The organism is Agrobacterium sp. CCNWLW32 (assembly GCF_037083425.1).
Lineage (GTDB): Bacteria > Pseudomonadota > Alphaproteobacteria > Rhizobiales > Rhizobiaceae > Agrobacterium > Agrobacterium radiobacter.
Genome location: NZ_JBAOJM010000007.1, coordinates 103,061 through 119,033 on the forward strand (window position 1 = coordinate 103,061; position 15,973 = coordinate 119,033).

General features: G+C 61.0%; 13 protein-coding genes. 3 read left to right on the forward strand and 10 right to left on the reverse strand.

What is annotated here, in order from left to right; all coding sequences use genetic code 11:
- Positions 1 to 1,017, reverse strand: a complete 1,017-nt coding sequence (locus tag V6R85_RS16260) for a DNA topoisomerase IB (protein ID WP_336377084.1) — start codon at positions 1,015 to 1,017, stop codon at positions 1 to 3.
- Positions 1,018 to 1,104: 87 nt separating this feature from the next.
- Positions 1,105 to 2,334, reverse strand: coding sequence for a PQQ-dependent sugar dehydrogenase (locus V6R85_RS16265; RefSeq protein WP_112295865.1), 1,230 nt, complete (start codon positions 2,332 to 2,334; stop codon positions 1,105 to 1,107).
- A 183-nt stretch (positions 2,335 to 2,517) separates the two neighbouring features.
- Here V6R85_RS16265 and V6R85_RS16270 point away from each other — a divergent pair, with 183 nt between their 5' ends.
- A complete protein-coding gene (locus V6R85_RS16270; protein ID WP_003508485.1) occupies positions 2,518 to 2,703 on the forward strand; it encodes a hypothetical protein in 186 nt (61 codons plus the stop codon).
- Here the strand turns inward: V6R85_RS16270 and V6R85_RS16275 are convergent, their stop codons facing one another.
- From V6R85_RS16275 to V6R85_RS16285, 3 genes are read right to left on the reverse strand one after another with little or no spacing between them, the layout of a single operon-like run.
- Entirely contained in the window at positions 2,704 to 3,330 is a 627-nt protein-coding gene (locus tag V6R85_RS16275) for a class I SAM-dependent methyltransferase (RefSeq protein ID WP_112295863.1), read from the reverse strand.
- Positions 3,331 to 3,338: 8 nt separating this feature from the next.
- Complete coding sequence (locus tag V6R85_RS16280; protein WP_111782218.1) at positions 3,339 to 4,007, reverse strand: pseudouridine synthase; 669 nt, start codon at positions 4,005 to 4,007, stop codon at positions 3,339 to 3,341.
- Between the two features lie 39 nt (positions 4,008 to 4,046).
- Positions 4,047 to 4,634 carry an IMPACT family protein gene (locus V6R85_RS16285; RefSeq protein WP_112294083.1) on the reverse strand — a complete coding sequence of 196 codons (588 nt, stop codon included), beginning with the start codon at positions 4,632 to 4,634 and terminating at the stop codon, positions 4,047 to 4,049.
- 53 nt (positions 4,635 to 4,687) lie between these two features.
- On the opposite strand from V6R85_RS16285, the gene V6R85_RS16290 reads away from it, so the two are divergent.
- A complete protein-coding gene (locus V6R85_RS16290; protein WP_112295862.1) occupies positions 4,688 to 5,932 on the forward strand; it encodes a TIGR03862 family flavoprotein in 1,245 nt (414 codons plus the stop codon).
- On the opposite strand, the gene V6R85_RS16295 is transcribed toward V6R85_RS16290, so the two are convergent.
- The 3 genes from V6R85_RS16295 to V6R85_RS16305 form a co-directional block, all read right to left on the reverse strand.
- Positions 5,924 to 6,985 (reverse strand): quaternary amine ABC transporter ATP-binding protein, encoded by a 1,062-nt coding sequence (locus tag V6R85_RS16295; RefSeq protein ID WP_003508494.1) that lies wholly within the window; start codon positions 6,983 to 6,985, stop codon positions 5,924 to 5,926. The genes V6R85_RS16290 and V6R85_RS16295 overlap by 9 nt on opposite strands.
- The gene (locus V6R85_RS16300; protein ID WP_060723802.1) at positions 6,978 to 7,865 is read right to left on the reverse strand and encodes an ABC transporter permease; all 888 of its coding nucleotides are present in this window, start codon (positions 7,863 to 7,865) and stop codon (positions 6,978 to 6,980) included. The genes V6R85_RS16295 and V6R85_RS16300 overlap by 8 nt, the downstream gene beginning before the upstream one ends.
- Before the next feature lie 218 nt (positions 7,866 to 8,083).
- Positions 8,084 to 9,082, reverse strand: coding sequence for an ABC transporter substrate-binding protein (locus V6R85_RS16305; protein ID WP_060723803.1), 999 nt, complete (start codon positions 9,080 to 9,082; stop codon positions 8,084 to 8,086).
- A gap of 366 nt (positions 9,083 to 9,448) precedes the next feature.
- Between V6R85_RS16305 and V6R85_RS16310 the strand changes: the two genes are divergently transcribed.
- Positions 9,449 to 12,424: a PAS domain-containing protein gene (locus V6R85_RS16310; RefSeq protein WP_060723804.1), complete on the forward strand. Its 2,976-nt coding sequence runs from the start codon at positions 9,449 to 9,451 to the stop codon at positions 12,422 to 12,424.
- Positions 12,425 to 12,448: 24 nt separating this feature from the next.
- On the opposite strand, the gene V6R85_RS16315 is transcribed toward V6R85_RS16310, so the two are convergent.
- Both V6R85_RS16315 and V6R85_RS16320 read right to left on the reverse strand, forming a co-directional pair.
- A complete protein-coding gene (locus tag V6R85_RS16315) occupies positions 12,449 to 13,393 on the reverse strand; it encodes a 2-hydroxyacid dehydrogenase (protein ID WP_112295861.1) in 945 nt (314 codons plus the stop codon).
- 129 nt (positions 13,394 to 13,522) lie between these two features.
- Complete coding sequence (locus tag V6R85_RS16320) at positions 13,523 to 15,871, reverse strand: polysaccharide biosynthesis tyrosine autokinase (protein WP_003508505.1); 2,349 nt, start codon at positions 15,869 to 15,871, stop codon at positions 13,523 to 13,525.
- Between the last annotated feature and the right edge of the window lie 102 nt (positions 15,872 to 15,973).

Here is a 15,973-nt window from a genome sequence, read left to right on the forward strand (position 1 = left end):
TCAGGGCAGGAAGGCAAGCAGCCGTCTTTCATCCGCCCTCAGGCCGGAGACGGGCTTTGCCCCGACCTTCAAGATGCGGCCGAGTTTTTTCTGGGCTTTTTCCTCAGCCGCTATGTCGAGAACGGCGGGATGCACATAGCTCTTGCGGCAGATGGCGGGCGTATTGGAAAGCTCCGCCGCAGCCGCCTGGCACATGCCCTTTATGCTCGGTTTTTCACCTGATGCCACATGCTCCATTGCGTTGCAGAAGGCCGCGAGCGTTCCACCCCAGGTGCGGAAGGTCTTGGCGGAAATGCCGGTGCCGCCGATGCGCGAGAGGTAGGCATTGAGATCGCTGGGATCGACCGAATGCACCCGGTTTTCGCTATCCTGCCAGACGAAGAGTTCCTTGCCGGGCAGATCGGCGATCTCCTCGAGGATTTTTTGCAGGCGCGGGTGGCGCAATTGCCGTCTTACCTTTTGCCCGCCCTTGGCGGCGAAGCGCAGTTCAATTGTTTCGCCGAAGGAAACGTGGCGCTTGAGCAATGTCGTTGCGCCATAGGTGCCGTTGGTTTCGAGATAGGAGCGATTGCCGACGCGCAGATAGGCGGCATCGAGCAGCAACGTGAGCGCGGCAAGCGTCATCTCCTGCCCGTGATCCTGTTTTTCGATATCGGCGATGGCGCGGCGGCGGATGGCGGGCAGCGCCTTGCCGAAGCTTTTGAGCTGAAAGAACTTCGTTTCGCCCCTGAGCGCGTGCCAGTCGGGGTGATAGCGATACTGTTTTCGCCCGCGTGCATCAAAGCCGGTTGCCTGCAAATGCCCTGATGGGTCGATGCAGATCCAGACGTCCCTATAGGCGGGCGGCACACCGAGCGATTTGATGCGTTTCAGTTCGACGCTGTCGGAGAGAAGCTCGCCGCCCGGCAGGCGGTAACAGAAACCGCGCCCGCGTTTTTCGCGGGAAATACCCGGTTCCTGATCGTTGACATAGGCAAGTCCGATTTTTGCAAGAAGGCGGGTGGCTGGTTGTGGCATCGTTTTTTCCGGCAGGTTTCACGCTGCGGCAAACGAAAAACAGGCCGCCTTCGTTCCGGCGGCCTGTCGTTCCGGTCGTTAGTTTTCTCAGCCGGCCTTGGCGATCCGCACAATCTGCGATTCACCACCGCCGCGCTCCTCGGTCACGGCATAAACCGCGCCGTCAGGCCCGACCTTCACGTCGCGGATACGCGCCTCAAGGGGAAGACGGCTTTCGGTCGCAACCTTGTCGCCGTCGATGTGCAGGATGACGAGGCCCTGGCTCACCAGACCGCCGACGATGAAGGCGCCCTTCCATTCGGGAATAAGGTCGCCATCATAATAGGCCATGCCGGAGGGACCGATGACCGGGTCCCAATAATAGACCGGCTGCTCCATGCCTTCTTTGGCGGTAGCGCCTTCGCCAACCGAGCGGCCGCTATATTCGACGCCGTAGGTGATGACCGGCCAGCCGTAGTTCAGGCCCGCTTTGGGCAGGTTCAGCTCATCGCCGCCCTTTGGCCCGTGTTCCACGGTCCAGAGCCTGCCCTGGCCATCAAGTGCCGCGGCCTGCAGGTTGCGGTGGCCATAGCTCCATATTTCAGGAAGGGCGTTCTGCTGGCCGGCGAAGGGGTTGCCTTCAAAGGCCTTGCCTTCAGCATTGATGCGGAAGACCTTGCCGAGCCCGCTCGACAGATCCTGCGCCTGCACGCGCGGCTTTGAATCCGAACGCTCGCCGACGGTGACATAAAGCTCGTTGTCAGGTCCGAAGACGAGGCGCGAGCCGAAATGCTTGTCGCCGTCATAGGTCGGCATCTGGCGGAAAATCACCGAGACATTTTCCAGTTTCGCCGCGCCGCCATCTTCGGTCAGCTTGGCCGACGCGACGGAGGTGCCGTTGCCGCCATCGCGCGGTTCGGAAAAGGAGAAGAAGATGGTGCGCGATGTTTCGAAATCGGGCGCGAGCGCGATGTCGAGAAGTCCGCCCTGTCCGTCGGACGCCACCTCCGGTACGCCGGCAATCGCCGGGCCTGCCTTGCCGTCGGCGACGATATGCATGGCCCCTTCCTTGGCGGCGACAAGCATGCGGCCATCCGGCAGGAATTCCATGGACCACAGGTGCGGCAGCCCCTCGGCGACGATGGTTTTTTCGACATTCGGCTGGGAGGCGGCCTGCGGCGCGCGTGTCTGGCCCTCAAAAGCCGGCTTCTGATCCGGCGCATTCGGCCGTTTCGTTTCGGCAGCCGGGGCGGTCTGGGCGTGTGCAGCGCCGGCAAAGGGCAGGGCGAGCAGCGCACACAGGATCGTCGAACTCAGAAATCGGTTGTTGTGGAACATGGGTCTCCCTTCCATCGTTACATCAGGCAGAGAACCATTTGGGGAGGATTTCGTTTCCTGCGATAGTTTCAAGAAAACTTGATCGGTCCGTGTGCAGGCTGCACGCTCTTTTCTCATCCATGCGAATTCATAGGGAACCGCAAGGCGTGAGCGACGTTTGGCCTCTGTTATGAGGAGGGCGCCATGCAGATCATCGACAACAAGACCATAGACGGCAACAGAACCAAACCGATCCTGAACGTTGCGGAATTCTGCCGGCGTTACCGGCTGGACAAGGCGGAGGAGACCCGGCTCAGAAAGCTGTTCGGCGAGTTCGCCTCGCGGCACGAGCTTTTGATGAATGCGCAGCGCAAGCCGAGCTTCCGCTGATTATTCTTCCTCGTCGAGAGATTTTCCGAAGATCATGAAGACATCATAACGGGTGTTCTTGCCCATTATCTGATGCGAAGGCTTGCGAATGCCCGGCATCGGCTCGGCGCGCAGGGGCCATTTCAGGACCACCCGCTTTGTCGCATTCTCCAGTGCAGCCTCCATCAACTCCACCTGGTCCGGGTCGGCGCCAACCAGTTCTCTCAGCACCCGCATTTCCTTTTTTACCAGCGCCGTGTTGTGGCGTGGCGGATGCATGGGGTCGACAATCACCACCTCGGGTGAAAGCTCTTTCAGCAGATAGCGTGAATCGCCGTTGAGCAGCGTCATGCGCGCTGCCGCCTCGGCGTAGGCGCCGCCCGCTTCCAGGGCGCGGCGAATGCCATCGGCGAGATGGGCATGCATTTCCGCTGAGCGTTCGATGAGGGTGACGTCAGCCCCGAGGGATGCGAGCAGGAAGGCATCGCGCCCCAACCCGGCCGTGGCATCGACGATTTTTGGCGTTCGGCCTTTGGTGAAACCCGCGGCCTTGGGCAGAGCCTGTCCGCGCCCTTCGCCGGAGCGGAAACGGTGGCCCACCGCACCGCCGACAAAATCCACCACGAAGCTTTCTTTTTGTTCCTTCATCTGCGACCTCAGAACGGGCAGGGCACGGTATAGGTGACGTCACGCCCATCCGGATGGCGGAAGCCAACCTCCTGCGCATGCAGCATCAGGCGCGGTGCGGCGGCGAGCGCCTTACCCTCGGCATAAAACTCATCGCCGAGAATGGGGTGGCCAAGCGCCTTCATATGCACCCGCAATTGGTGGGTGCGGCCGGTGAGGGGTGTCAGCGCCAGCCGCGTTGCCGGAAGCGGTAATCGTTCCAGCACCCGCCAAAGGCTTTGTGCCGGCTTGCCGTTTTCGTGGTCGACCCGGTGGCGGGGCTTGTTTTCGGGATCGATGGCGAGTGGCAGGTCCACTTCTCCCGACTCTCCGGCAACCTCTCCCCAGACAATGGCGACATAGGATTTGCGCGTCTGGCGGTTTTCAAACTGCGACGCAATCGCCGCATGCGCCTTGCGGTTCAGGGACATCAGCACGATGCCTGACGTGTCCTTATCCAGCCGGTTGATCATCAGTGCTTTCGGGAACTGCTTCTGCACACGCGTCATCAGGCTGTCGGAAAGCGCCGGATCGCGCCCCGGCACGGAGAGAAGTCCGCTCGGCTTGTCCAGCACCAGCAGGTCGTCGTCGCGGTGCACGATGGTGAGCCAGGGGTCGAGTGGCGGATTATAGACGGGGTTGGAAAGCTCGGATGACATGTCGCTTCCTTAGCACGAATTGCACATTCGGACAGGCCGCTAGTCGGGAATATGGAGATTGACGCGCCCGCTGGTCAGGTCGCTCAGAAGCCGGGTGAGCCGTTCGGCTTCCTCGACCGGAACCGAGAGCAGCATATCCGCGCCGGTGCCGGTGAAATCTTCCCTTTCCATCCGCAGGTTCTGGGTGGCGGACAGGCGTGATTTCACCAGCGCCAGATCGGAGAAGGGGCAGCTCAGCGTGGCGCTGACATAAGCGATGACCGGTGACGTCTCGCCTAACCGCAGGCAGGCCGCCGCCGTGCCGCCATAGGCGCGCATGAGCCCGCCGCTGCCGAGGAGAATGCCGCCGAACCAGCGGATGACGAGAACCGCGACATTATCCAGCGCCTGGCCGTCGACGGCCTGAAGGATCGGTTTCCCGGCCGTTCCCGAGGGTTCGCCGTCATCGCTGAAACGATAGGTCTGGCCGCTTCGCCATGCCCAGCAATTATGGTTCGCGTCGGGATCGGAATGCGCCGCGAGGAAGTTCTTCGCGTCCTCTTCGCCCGTCACCGGTGCGGCAAAGGCGATGAAGCGGCTTTTCTTGATATCCTGCGAAAAGGTGACGGGGCGGTCGAGCGTGAACATGGGCGTTTCAATAACGCATATATTCGCATGCGGAAATCGGTATAAGGCTCGGAATGGCGAAGATGGCGATGGAGAAGGTTTTGAGCAAGGCGAGGCAGGTTGCTGTTATCGGCGGCGGGCCGGCGGGACTGATGGCGGCCGAGGTGCTTTCGGCCGCGGGCCATGCCGTGACGGTGTTCGAAGCGATGCCGACCGTGGCGCGCAAATTGCTGATGGCCGGAAAATCCGGCCTCAACATCACCCATGCCGAAGACTACGACAGTTTCCGTCAGCGGTTTGGCGAGGCGGAACCACGGCTGCGTGCCGCCCTCGATGATTTCACCCCCGATATGTTGCGCGACTGGGCGCAGGGGCTGGGGCAGGAGACCTTTGTCGGCACCTCGGGCCGGGTGTTTCCCACAGTCATGAAAGCCTCGCCGCTGCTGCGGGCATGGCTCGCCCGGCTGGAGGCGCAGGGCGTAACCATCAGAACGCGGCATCGATGGACGGGTTTTTCCGGAGAGCACCTGGTTTTTTCGACCCCGGAGGGCGAGATCACTATCAAAGCTGATGCCGTGCTGCTGGCGCTGGGCGGCGCAAGCTGGCCGCGTCTCGGCTCCGATGCCGCATGGGTTCCGGCGCTTGCGGCCAGAAGCGTCGAGTTCTCCCCGTTCCGCCCGGCCAATTGCGGTTTCGACGTTGACTGGAGTGATGTCTTCCGTGAGCGTTTTGCGGGTGAAGCGGTGAAATCCACGGTCACCATTTCGCCGGCAGGAGCCTTTCAGGGCGAATTCGTGATAACAAAGCATGGCATTGAGGGCAGCGTGATCTATGCCCATTCCGCCGCCCTGCGCGACCGGCTGGAACAGGCGGGCAAAGTATCGCTCGCGATTGATCTTGCACCGGCACGTACGGTGGAACGTCTCAGCCTCGATCTGGGGAAGCTCGGCCGGAAGGAGAGTTTTGCAAACCGTATGCGCAAGGCGGCCGGCTTATCGGCTGTGAAGGTCGGGCTTCTGCGGGAAATATTTCCCGATATCGCCGCCATGCCGGACGAGTTTGTCGCCGCGAGAATAAAACATGCGGAGATACCGCTTTTGCAGGCCAGACCGATTGCCGAGGCGATTTCGTCGGCCGGCGGTATTGCCTGGAGCGGCCTTGATGAAAGCTACATGCTGGAAAGGCTCCCCGGCATATTCGCTGCCGGGGAAATGCTGGATTGGGAAGCGCCGACCGGCGGTTATCTGCTCACCGCCTGTTTCGCCACCGGCAAGGCCGCCGCGAAGGGCATGGCCGGGTGGCTTGAAGGCTCAGCCTGAGAGCCGTTCTGCCGCGCCCGCTTCTTCACCCGAGGCGGTCCTGACGAGGCAGCGCATGATGGCGTCGGTGGTGACGGCGCCGAGCGCCTTACCATTTTCTCCAACGACCGTGGCGCTGCTGACATTTTCCCGGACGAGCGCGCGCAGGCCCTCTTCAACCGTCATATCCGCATCGAGCTGAAGCCGCGACTGGCCGGAAAACTCCGGCTGCACGATGGCGCCGAGGCGAATGACCCTGCCGCGATTGACCTCCTCGACGAAGGCCTCGATATAACTGTCGGCCGGCGACATGACGATTTCGGCTGCCGTGCCCTGCTGGATGATTTCGCCATCGCGCAGAATGGCGATCTTGTCGCCCAGCCGCAGCGCCTCGTCGAGATCGTGGGTGATGAAGACCACGGTCTTTTTCAATTCCTTCTGCAGTTCCAGAAGCACCGTCTGCATGTCGACGCGGATGAGCGGATCGAGCGCAGAATAGGCTTCGTCCATCAAAAGGATTTCGGCATTATTGGTGAGCGCCCGCGCCAGACCCACACGCTGCTGCATGCCGCCGGAAAGCTGGTTGGGATAATGGTTGGAGAAGCCTTCCAGCCCCACGCGCCTGATCCAGACTTCCGCCCTTTCCTCCCGCTCGCGCTTGTCGACGCCCTGCACTTCAAGGCCATAGACGACATTCTGCAGCACGTTGCGGTGCGGCAAGAGGCCGAATTTCTGGAACACCATCGCCGTCTTGTGGCGGCGAAATTCCAGCAGGTCCGCTTCGTTGAGGCGACAGACATCGGTGCCGCCATAGAGGATTTCGCCGGCGGTCGGGTCGATCAGCCGGTTGACGTGGCGGATCAGCGTCGATTTGCCGGAGCCGGAAAGGCCCATGATAACGGTGATCTGCCCGCCCGGCATGGTGATGTTGATATCACGCAGGCCGAGCACGTGGCCATGTTTGGCATTGAGATCCGCCTTGGACATGCCGGCCTTGACGGGGTCGACATAGTCGGCCGCCTTGGGGCCGAAAATCTTGTAGAGGCTGCGAATTTCGATCGATTGACTAGCCATGCGCCACTTCCCGGTGTTTTTGCAGGCGAAGGCCATAGGCCTGGCTGATGCGGTCGAAGATGATGGCGATGCCGACGATGGCAAGCCCGTTGAATACGCCGAGCGTGAAATACTGGTTGGCGATGGCCTTCAGCACCGGCTGGCCAAGACCCTGCACGCCGATCATCGAGGCAATGACGACCATGGCGAGCGCCATCATGATGGTCTGGTTGATGCCGGCCATGATGGTGGGGAGTGCGAGCGGCAGCTGCACCTTGAAAAGCTTCTGGCGCTTCGAGGAGCCGAAGGCATCGGCAGCCTCCAGCACGTCGTGGTCGACCATGCGGATGCCGAGATTGGTGAGCCGGATCATCGGCGGAATGGCATAGATGACGACGGCGATGACGCCAGGCACGCGGCCGATGCCGAGCAGCATGACGACGGGAATGAGATAGACGAAACTCGGCATCGTCTGCATCACGTCGAGAACGGGATTGACCACGCTCTGCAGGCGGTTGGAGCGCGCCATGGCGATGCCGATAGGCAGGCCGACGACGATGGACAGCACCGCACAGACGAAGATCATCGAGACCGTCTTCATCGTGTCTTCCCACATGCCGAACCAGCCGATGGCGAAGAGAATGCCGCAACACAGCGAAACAATGGTGGCGCTGCGGCTGCCGAACCAGGCGAGCGCGGCGACAATAAGAATAACGACCGGCCAGGGTGCGCCGATCAAAAGCCTTTCCGCCCAGATGAGGAAGCTCTGAAGGGGGGTAAACAGCCCCTCGATTGCGCCGCCATAGGTTCGGGTAAAAGCCCGGAACCCCTCGTCGATGACTTTTTTCAGCGCGCGCAGAGCATCGTCATTCATGGTCGGAAATTTGAAAAGCCATTCCATATCCTGTTCTCCATGACGAACCGGAGGCGGGGATCGATGTCCTCCGCGCTCCGGGAGCAAAATCGCCAGAGCGCCGCGCATCCTTCAGGACGCAAGGCGGAACGCTCTGTTGAACCGGCGCATCGCCACCGAAAGCCTTGGGCATTTCGGAGCCGGTGCGGGCGCGGCGTTGCCGCTGGCGAACGCCGGTTGCCGGGCAGATATGTAAGGACCGGCTTTTAAAGGGCGGCCTTGACCTTTTCCGCGACCTCCGGAGAAACCCAGCCCGTCCAGAGAGCTTCGTTTTCCTTCAGGAACTGCTTGGCGCCATCTTCGCCGGTCGCCTGGTTATCCGTCATCCAGGCGATCAGCTTGTTGACGGTCGCGTTGGTCCAGGCGCGTTTGTTGAGATAGTCCATGGCGGGGCCGGCACGATCGGCAAAGGACTTGCTGACCAGCGTCTGCACGTCGTCCACCTGCCATGCGTTCGGCTTCGGGTCCGGACAATCGGCAACCGAGGTGCAGCGCTTCCATTCTGCCGCATCATAGTCCGTGCCGAATTCGAGCTTTACCATCTCATATTTGCCGAGCAGCGAGGTGGGCGCCCAATAATAGCCGACCCATGGCTGCTTGGCTTCGTAAGCCTTGGCGATGGAACCGTCGAGACCTGCGGCGGAGCCGGTGTCAACGAGGGTGAAGCCGGCCTTTTCACCGCCGAAAGCCTTGAACAGCTGCGCGGTGACGACAGTGCCGCCCCAGCCCTGCGGGCCGTTGAACACGGCGCCCTTCGACTTGTCTTCCGGCGACGGGAAGAGCTCGGGATGTTTGAAGAGGTCCGGAATGGTCTTGAGATCGGGATTGGCATCTGCGAGGTATTTCGGGATCCACCAGCCCTGAACAGCGCCATCGGAAAGAATTTTTGCGGCCGCGACCACTTTGCCGCCTTCCAGACCCTGCTTGACGATTTCCGGCTGCAGGCTGACCCATGCCTCGGGGGCAATATCCGGCTGGCCTTTTTCGGCCATGGAGGTCAGTGTCGGCACGGTGTCGCCGGTCACGATTTCGGCGGAGCATCCATAGCCCTTTTCAAGAATGAACTTGTCCAGGTTGGCGGCAACTTCGGCGGATTGCCAGTTCATGCTGGCGATTGTCACGTTTCCGCAGTCGGCAGCATAGGCTGCGCCGCCTGAAAAGGCGAAGCCGGCGGAAAGAATTGTGGCACCCAAAAGTATTTTCATTTTTGTTCCCTCTGGTCGCGGTGTGGCGAAGACCCGGGTGCTGACGGCACCGCGACCGCCAGCGCCTTTATTGAGGCTTAATAATTGCTTTCTGGCCGTTCCGTTTGCGGCAGATTCTGGCGTATTGAGGATGGCAATTATCAATCAATTATCCGGTCCCGCGAATGCGAGCCTGAAATCCGTGGTGTGGAGACACCGAATTCGCCGCGCCCCTGCGCTCGCGCATCCCAATATTTCGGAAGAACGGAACTTTTTCAGTATTTGAAGAAACCCGGGGGAACAATAAACGGAAGTTTCTGTTTTCTTGGACTTTTATCTTGTTCTGTATTACGGGAGATTTCCTCTCGGTTTTTGTGGTGATGTTGAATGACCAATCTTCGTGCTGCCCCGGTATGGCCGATCGGTGGTGGTGAAACGGGTGAGCTTGTGCGCCGCTTCGACTGGTCGAAGACATCGCTCGGTCCTATTTGCGAATGGCCGCAAAATCTGAGGCAAAAGGCTAATTCCGTCGTCAATTCCCCCATTCCGCAGGTGCTGATGTGGGGCAGGGATCACGTGATGATCTACAATGACGGCTATGCGGAGATCGCCGGCAATTATCACCCGCGGGCGCTGGGCGGAACGGTGCCCGGCATCTGGCCGGAAATATGGGACTGGAACAGCCGTATTCTGGAAGCCGGTTTTCGCGGTGAGGTCATGGCCTATCGCGACCAGCCGATGACGCTGATGCGACATGGCCTGCCGGAAGAGGTGATCTTCGATCTGTTCTACACGCCGATCTACAATGAGGGCGGCACGGTGGACGGCGTTTTGTGTACCGTGCTCGAAAATACCGACAAGGTGAAGGCCGTGGAGGCGCTGGAGCAGAGCCGCAAGGAACTAAGCCGGCTCACCAATGCCCTGCCCATTCTGGTCGGGTATGTCGATCGTGACTACGTTTATAAATTCGCCAATGACGGCTATCTGGAATGGTTCGGCCGCCGCGCCGAGGAGGTGATCGGCCGCAGCGTTCCCGAAATCGTCGGCGAGGCGTTTTTTGAGGCGCGCAGGGCCTATCTGGATCGTGCGCTCGCCGGCGAGAAGATCGTTTCCGACACCGTGATCCGCAGGCCCGACGGCACCATGCGCGCCGCCGAAATCCGCTATGTGCCGCGCTATATCACGGATGGCTCCATCGATGGCATCTATGTGCTGATCATCGATATCGAGGACCGCAAGCGCTCGGAACAGGAAATCCTCATCAGCAACAACCGTTTCCGTGCGGCGGTGGATGCGGTGCACGGCGTGCTGTGGACCAACAGCGCCGATGGCAGGATGCTGGGCGAGCAGCCTGCCTGGGCGGCGCTGACGGGCCAGACTCCGGAAGAATATCAGGGCTTTGGCTGGGCGGACGCCGTCCACCCGGAGGACAGGCAGGGGTCTGTCGAAAGCTGGAACAGCGCGGTCGCGGAAAAGTCGACCTATGTCTGGGAACACCGCGTGCGCCGTCACGACGGCGTCTACCGCACTTTTTTGATCCGCGGCGTGCCGATTTTCGACAAGTCCAGCGCCATTACCGAATGGGTCGGCGTTCACACTGACATAACCGAGCAGCGGCGGGCCGAAGACACCCTCAAGGAACATGCCAGCAATCTCGAGCGCGAAATTCGCCACCGCATCCGGGCGGAAGAGCAGCTTCGGCAATTGAACGAAAGCCTTGAAGCCCGTGTCGAGGCGGAAATGGCGGAGCGCCGCCAGACCGAAAAGGCCCTGCAGCAGGCGCAGAAGATGGAATCCATCGGCCAGCTGACCGGCGGCGTCGCGCATGATTTCAACAATCTTCTGCAGGTGATTGCTGGCAATCTGCAATTGCTCTCCAAGGATGTGATCGGCAACGAGCGCGCCGAAAGGCGGCTGGAAAATGCGCTGGCCGGCGTCCATCGCGGCGCAAAGCTGGCTAACCAGCTGCTGGCCTTCGGCCGTCGCCAGGCGCTGGAACCGCGCGTCATCAATATTTCCCGTTTCGTGACCGGCATGGACGATCTGCTTCGCCGTTCGCTCGGTGAGGCGATCGAGGTGGAGGTCATCACCTCGGGCGGTCTCTGGAACACCTATGCCGATCCCAACCAGGTGGAGAACGCGCTTCTCAATCTCGCCATAAATGCGCGCGACGCCATGGAAGGGCACGGCAAGCTGACCATTGAAGTGGGCAATGCGGTGCTCGACCGCGATTATGCCCGCAAGCATTCGGAGGTTTCGGCGGGGCAATATGTCATGCTCGCCGTCACCGATACCGGGTCGGGCATGTCGCCGGAGATCCTCGAAAAAGTCTTCGAGCCGTTCTTTTCGACCAAACCGGAGGGCAAAGGCACCGGTCTCGGCCTTTCGATGGTCTATGGTTTTGCAAAACAGTCCAGCGGCCACGTCAACATCTATAGCGAGGTGGGGCAGGGCACGACGGTGAAGATGTATCTGCCGCGCTCCGCCGCCGATGAGGACCGGGAAGTAGTGATGCCGACCGGCCCCGTGGAGGGCGGAACGGAAACCATTCTTGTGGTGGAAGATGACGAGGAAGTGCGCAACACCGTCGTCGAGACGCTGAGCGATCTCGGTTACCGGGTGCTCACCGCCCGTGATGCGCAGGCCGGTTTGACGGTGGTGGAAAGCGGCATTCCGATCGATGTCATCTTCACCGACGTGGTAATGCCCGGGCCTTTGAAAAGCCGGGAAATGGCGCGCCGCGCGCAGGAAAGGCTGCCCAACCTCGCCGTTCTCTTCACCTCGGGTTACACCGAAAACTCCATCGTGCATGGCGGCAAGCTGGATGCCGGGGTGGAGCTTCTCTCCAAGCCCTATACGCGCGAAGCGCTGGCACGGCGCATCCGCCATGTGATTGCCAACCGCAAGCAGGTTTCTTTGGCGAGAGCGCGGCCGGCAGTTGCGCCGGGTTATTCCAAGCCTTCCGAACCGGTGAGGACGGTCGAAAACGAAAACCGGTCCATACGCGTCCTTCTGGTCGAAGATGACGAGCTGATCCGGATGAATTCGACGGAGATGCTGGCGGAGAGCGGCTTTGCCGTCGTCGAGGCCGGAAATGCGGCTCAGGCGCTGAAGGTGATCGAGGCAGACCGCATAGATGTTCTCGTCACCGATCTCGGTCTGCCCGACATGAAGGGCGGCGAGCTGGCGGTGGAGGCTCTGCGCCGCAAGCCGGGGCTTGCCATCGTGTTTGCGACGGGCGACAGCCATTTGCCGGAAGGGGCGCCCGAAAGCGCGGTGCTGCTCACCAAGCCCTATGACGAACAGCAGATCGTTTCGGCGGTCGAACAGGCCCATACGGCAAAGAGCGCGGTGGCGGAATAGTCCGCCCGCCGCTTTGTTGCCGGCTCAGTAACCTCTGATCATGTCAACCGTTTCCGGCAGCCTGCCGGTCTCGCGCCATGCGCGGACATTGCCCGCGACGATCCGGGCCGAACTTTCGCGGCTTGTCGGGGCGGAAATATGCGGCAGGACCGTGACTTGCGGGTGCTGCCAGAATGGCGAAGCCGTGGGCAGCGGCTCCTGTTCGAAGACATCGAGAACGGCATGCGAAAGGCGGCCGTCATCGAGCGTCGCGATCAGGTCGTCGGCGACGATGACCGCGCCACGGGCGAAGTTGATCAGCGCCGCCCCCTGTTTCATTGCGGCGAGACGGCCGGCATCGAGAAGGCCACGCGTCGCGTCGGTGAGCGGGACGAGGCAGACGAGAATGTCGCTTTTTTCCAGCAGAGCTTGCAGCCCGGCATCGCCGGTCAGCGTTTCCACGCCTTCTATCACCTTGGCCGAGCGGCTCCAGCCGACGACGTTGAAGCCCGCATGGGTGAGGCGTTCGGCTGCAGCGGTGCCAAGCGCTCCAAGGCCAAGGAGACCGATGGTCATCTCGCCGGGATGGCGGTAGTCCAGCTCCTGCCAAAGGGCCTTTTGCTGGTTTTCACGATAGGCCGGCATGTCGCGCTGCAGATAGTAGGTCCATGCCAGAACGGCTTCGGCCATCACGCGGGAAAGCTCCGGGTCCTTCAGCCGGACGATGGGGGGAGCCTTGTCGCCCAGCTCCAGCACCAGCCGCTCGACGCCCGCCCACAGGCTGTGAATCCATGTGAGGCCCGGAAGCGCGGCGATATCGGCGGGATCGGGATTAGCGACGATGGCAAAGTCCACTGCCCGTCGCTGTTCGTCCGTCAATTCGGAGAAGGAGAGGATGTCCTCCTGCGGCATGGCGGCGCGTAGCGCCTGTTTCCAGACGGCTTCCGTTTCCGCATTCATCCGTGAAACAAAGGCGATGGGTGATGGCATGGGACTGATCCTGCTTGCGATTTTAGCTTTACGCCATCAATGCGCAATTTCGGGGGGCAATACCATGGGTTTATCGTTCGAATCTTCCACAGAATAAAACGGCCCGGTTTTCACCGGGCCGTTTCACGATTACGCCTCTTCCTTCACCGGCGGCTTCGCATCGCCGTAATAGGCCGAGAATTTCTCGTGATAGTGCTCCGAACCACCGGGGCCGGCATAACGCTGCAGTTCCGTCATGTCGGTCTTGTTCAGCACGATGCCGAGCGTCTTGTTGGCGATCTGCGGCTCGTTGGCCATCAGGTTCTGCACCATCTGGATCGGCGTCTTGCCCCATTCGGTGACGAAGACGAAACCGTCCACCTGCGGTGCAAAGGCCTTGGCATCGATGACGGGGACGACAGGCGCCAGGTCGACGATGATGTAATCGCAGGCCTCGCGCGCCGAGTCGATGAATTTGCGCATGCCGGAGGAGGACAACAACTCGCTCGAATGGGCGAACTGGTTGCTGGTCGAAACCGGCAGGATGCCCATTTTCGTGCGCGTATCGACCTTTACCGCCTGCGTCCACGGAATTTCATCGAGCACAACTTCCACCAGGCCGGCGGATTGCCGCGTCGTCAGCATGCGGCTGAGGCCGGGATTGCGGATATCCGCATCGACGACGAGGGTGCGCTTGCCGGTGGAGGCGATCAGACCGGCGAGATTGAGCGCCACGACCGACTTGCCCTCGTTCGGCAGGCAGGAAATGACGCCGATGACCCGGCATTGACGTTCCTGAATGACGACATCCGCGGTCAGCTTCACGTTGCGCAACGTTTCCGCGAAACTGGAGCGCGGGCTATCGACGGCAAGGCGCAGCATTTTCTGGAACGAGACCTGCCCGCTTTCGTCAAGCGTGGCATGTTCGCCGCCGGGGGTGGCGGCGCTGGTGCCGGCCTTGGCGTTTTCCACGCCTCTTTCCCCGATGAAGGGGAGGTAGCCGAGAAAGCGCATGCGCAGATTGTCGCGCACGTCATTGCCGGTGTGGAAGAAGCGGTCCCGGAACTCGAGAAGCGCCGCGATACCCCCGCCCAGCATCAGGCCGAGAACGACCGAAAGCGCCATGGTCATGGTCTTTTTCGGACTGGAAGGCGATGTCGGCAGGCCCGCTTCGGAGATGATGCGTGCCTTGGCGATCGGCAGTGACTGCTTTTGCGAGGCTTCCTCGAAGCGGCCGAGATAGGACTGATAGAGGGTGCGCAGCGCCGTGGACCGCTGTTCGAGTTCACGCAGCTGCACCATGGTGATGTTGGCTTGAGAATTGCGACCAGCTACCTTGTCGATACTGTCACGCAACGACTGCACGCGCGAATTGGCAACGTCGACCTCGTTCTTGAAGCTGCCGGTCAGCTGCTGCAATTCCTGGAAGATTTGCTGCGAAATCTCTTTTTTCTCGGCGTCGAGCGCGGCCGCCTGCGGATGGTCGGCGCCGAATTGCTGGACGATGCCGCGCTGCCTGTCGGAAATGGTGATGTAGCGCTTGCGCAAATCCTGAATGACCGAGTTGTCGGTATCACGGGCCGACACGACGGCATTGTCGACAGCTGTCTCCGGCCCGCGGTCGATAATCGACTTGTACTGGCTGTAGCGGGCAGAGGCAGTAGCTGCATCCGCCTGTGCGGAAATCAGTTGGCCATTAAGATCGGCAAGCTGGCTTTCCGACATAAGCTCACCGCGTGAGGATACGATATTGTTGTCAGACCTGTATTTCTGAACTGCAAGCTCGGCGGCCTGGGCGCGCTGGTTGAGGTCGGTCATGCGTTCCTGCAACCATACAGAAGCGCGCTCGCTGGCGTCGAAATTGGCGTTCAGCTGTTCGGTGAGGTAAGCCTGCGCATAGGTCTTGGCGATCTGCGCTGCCAGCTGACGGTCGGTCGAGCGGGTGGAAATGGCGATGACGGAGCTGCGGCCGACACGTTCCACCGTCAAGGACTGCTGCAGCACGGCGGCGGCCTTTTCGCGGCGTCCGGCGCGGATTGCGGCTTCGGAGACGGGCGGATCGCCCGGCAGGACGAGATCAAGGATACCACGCACGGAGGTTTTGACGAGTTCGACCGGCGACATCGGCGGATTGACGATGATGTCATTCTCGTCGAACTTGGCCTTGTCGACCACTGTCAGCGCCATTTCCTTGGATTTCAAAATTTCCACGGCGCTGGCGATGCGGTTGTCGACGATCTGGGCGGCGGGCACCGGCGATTCCTCTTCCGCATAACGGGAAAGGCTTTCATCCAGCAGCACCTGCGTCATCGCGGTGTAAACGGGGGTCGCAAGCACCAGATAAAGGCCGGCCAGAACCACGGCGGCAATGACGGAGGCGGCAATGACATTAGCACGACGCACCACGGCGGCCCACAGGCGGTCGAGGTCGATGAACGTGTCGGAATCCTTGCCGGACTCCGGAAAACCGATATTGGATTTAAAGGTCTTGTGGTGCATGGACCTACCTTGTGAATTAAAAATGGTACGCGGGAAGCCGAATAAACTCGCCTTCCCGCCCCCCGTTATTGGTGCGCCGGCCGCCTCCCCCGGCGGCGCGAT

Excerpts from the sequence above, each read along its gene's own strand:
- V6R85_RS16300 (WP_060723802.1), bottom strand. The coding sequence starts at position 7,865 with ATGGAATGGCTTTTCAAATTTCCGACCATGAATGACGATGCTCTGCGC.
- V6R85_RS16260 (WP_336377084.1), bottom strand. The coding sequence starts at position 1,017 with ATGCCACAACCAGCCACCCGCCTTCTTGCAAAAATCGGACTTGCCTAT.
- V6R85_RS16320 (WP_003508505.1), bottom strand. The coding sequence starts at position 15,871 with ATGCACCACAAGACCTTTAAATCCAATATCGGTTTTCCGGAGTCCGGC.
- V6R85_RS16310 (WP_060723804.1), top strand. The coding sequence starts at position 9,449 with ATGACCAATCTTCGTGCTGCCCCGGTATGGCCGATCGGTGGTGGTGAA.
- V6R85_RS16270 (WP_003508485.1), top strand. The coding sequence starts at position 2,518 with ATGCAGATCATCGACAACAAGACCATAGACGGCAACAGAACCAAACCG.
- V6R85_RS16290 (WP_112295862.1), top strand. The coding sequence starts at position 4,688 with ATGGCGAAGATGGCGATGGAGAAGGTTTTGAGCAAGGCGAGGCAGGTT.
- V6R85_RS16305 (WP_060723803.1), bottom strand. The coding sequence starts at position 9,082 with ATGAAAATACTTTTGGGTGCCACAATTCTTTCCGCCGGCTTCGCCTTT.
- V6R85_RS16275 (WP_112295863.1), bottom strand. The coding sequence starts at position 3,330 with ATGAAGGAACAAAAAGAAAGCTTCGTGGTGGATTTTGTCGGCGGTGCG.
- V6R85_RS16295 (WP_003508494.1), bottom strand. The coding sequence starts at position 6,985 with ATGGCTAGTCAATCGATCGAAATTCGCAGCCTCTACAAGATTTTCGGC.
- V6R85_RS16315 (WP_112295861.1), bottom strand. The coding sequence starts at position 13,393 with ATGCCATCACCCATCGCCTTTGTTTCACGGATGAATGCGGAAACGGAA.
- V6R85_RS16285 (WP_112294083.1), bottom strand. The coding sequence starts at position 4,634 with ATGTTCACGCTCGACCGCCCCGTCACCTTTTCGCAGGATATCAAGAAA.
- V6R85_RS16265 (WP_112295865.1), bottom strand. The coding sequence starts at position 2,334 with ATGTTCCACAACAACCGATTTCTGAGTTCGACGATCCTGTGTGCGCTG.
- V6R85_RS16280 (WP_111782218.1), bottom strand. The coding sequence starts at position 4,007 with ATGTCATCCGAGCTTTCCAACCCCGTCTATAATCCGCCACTCGACCCC.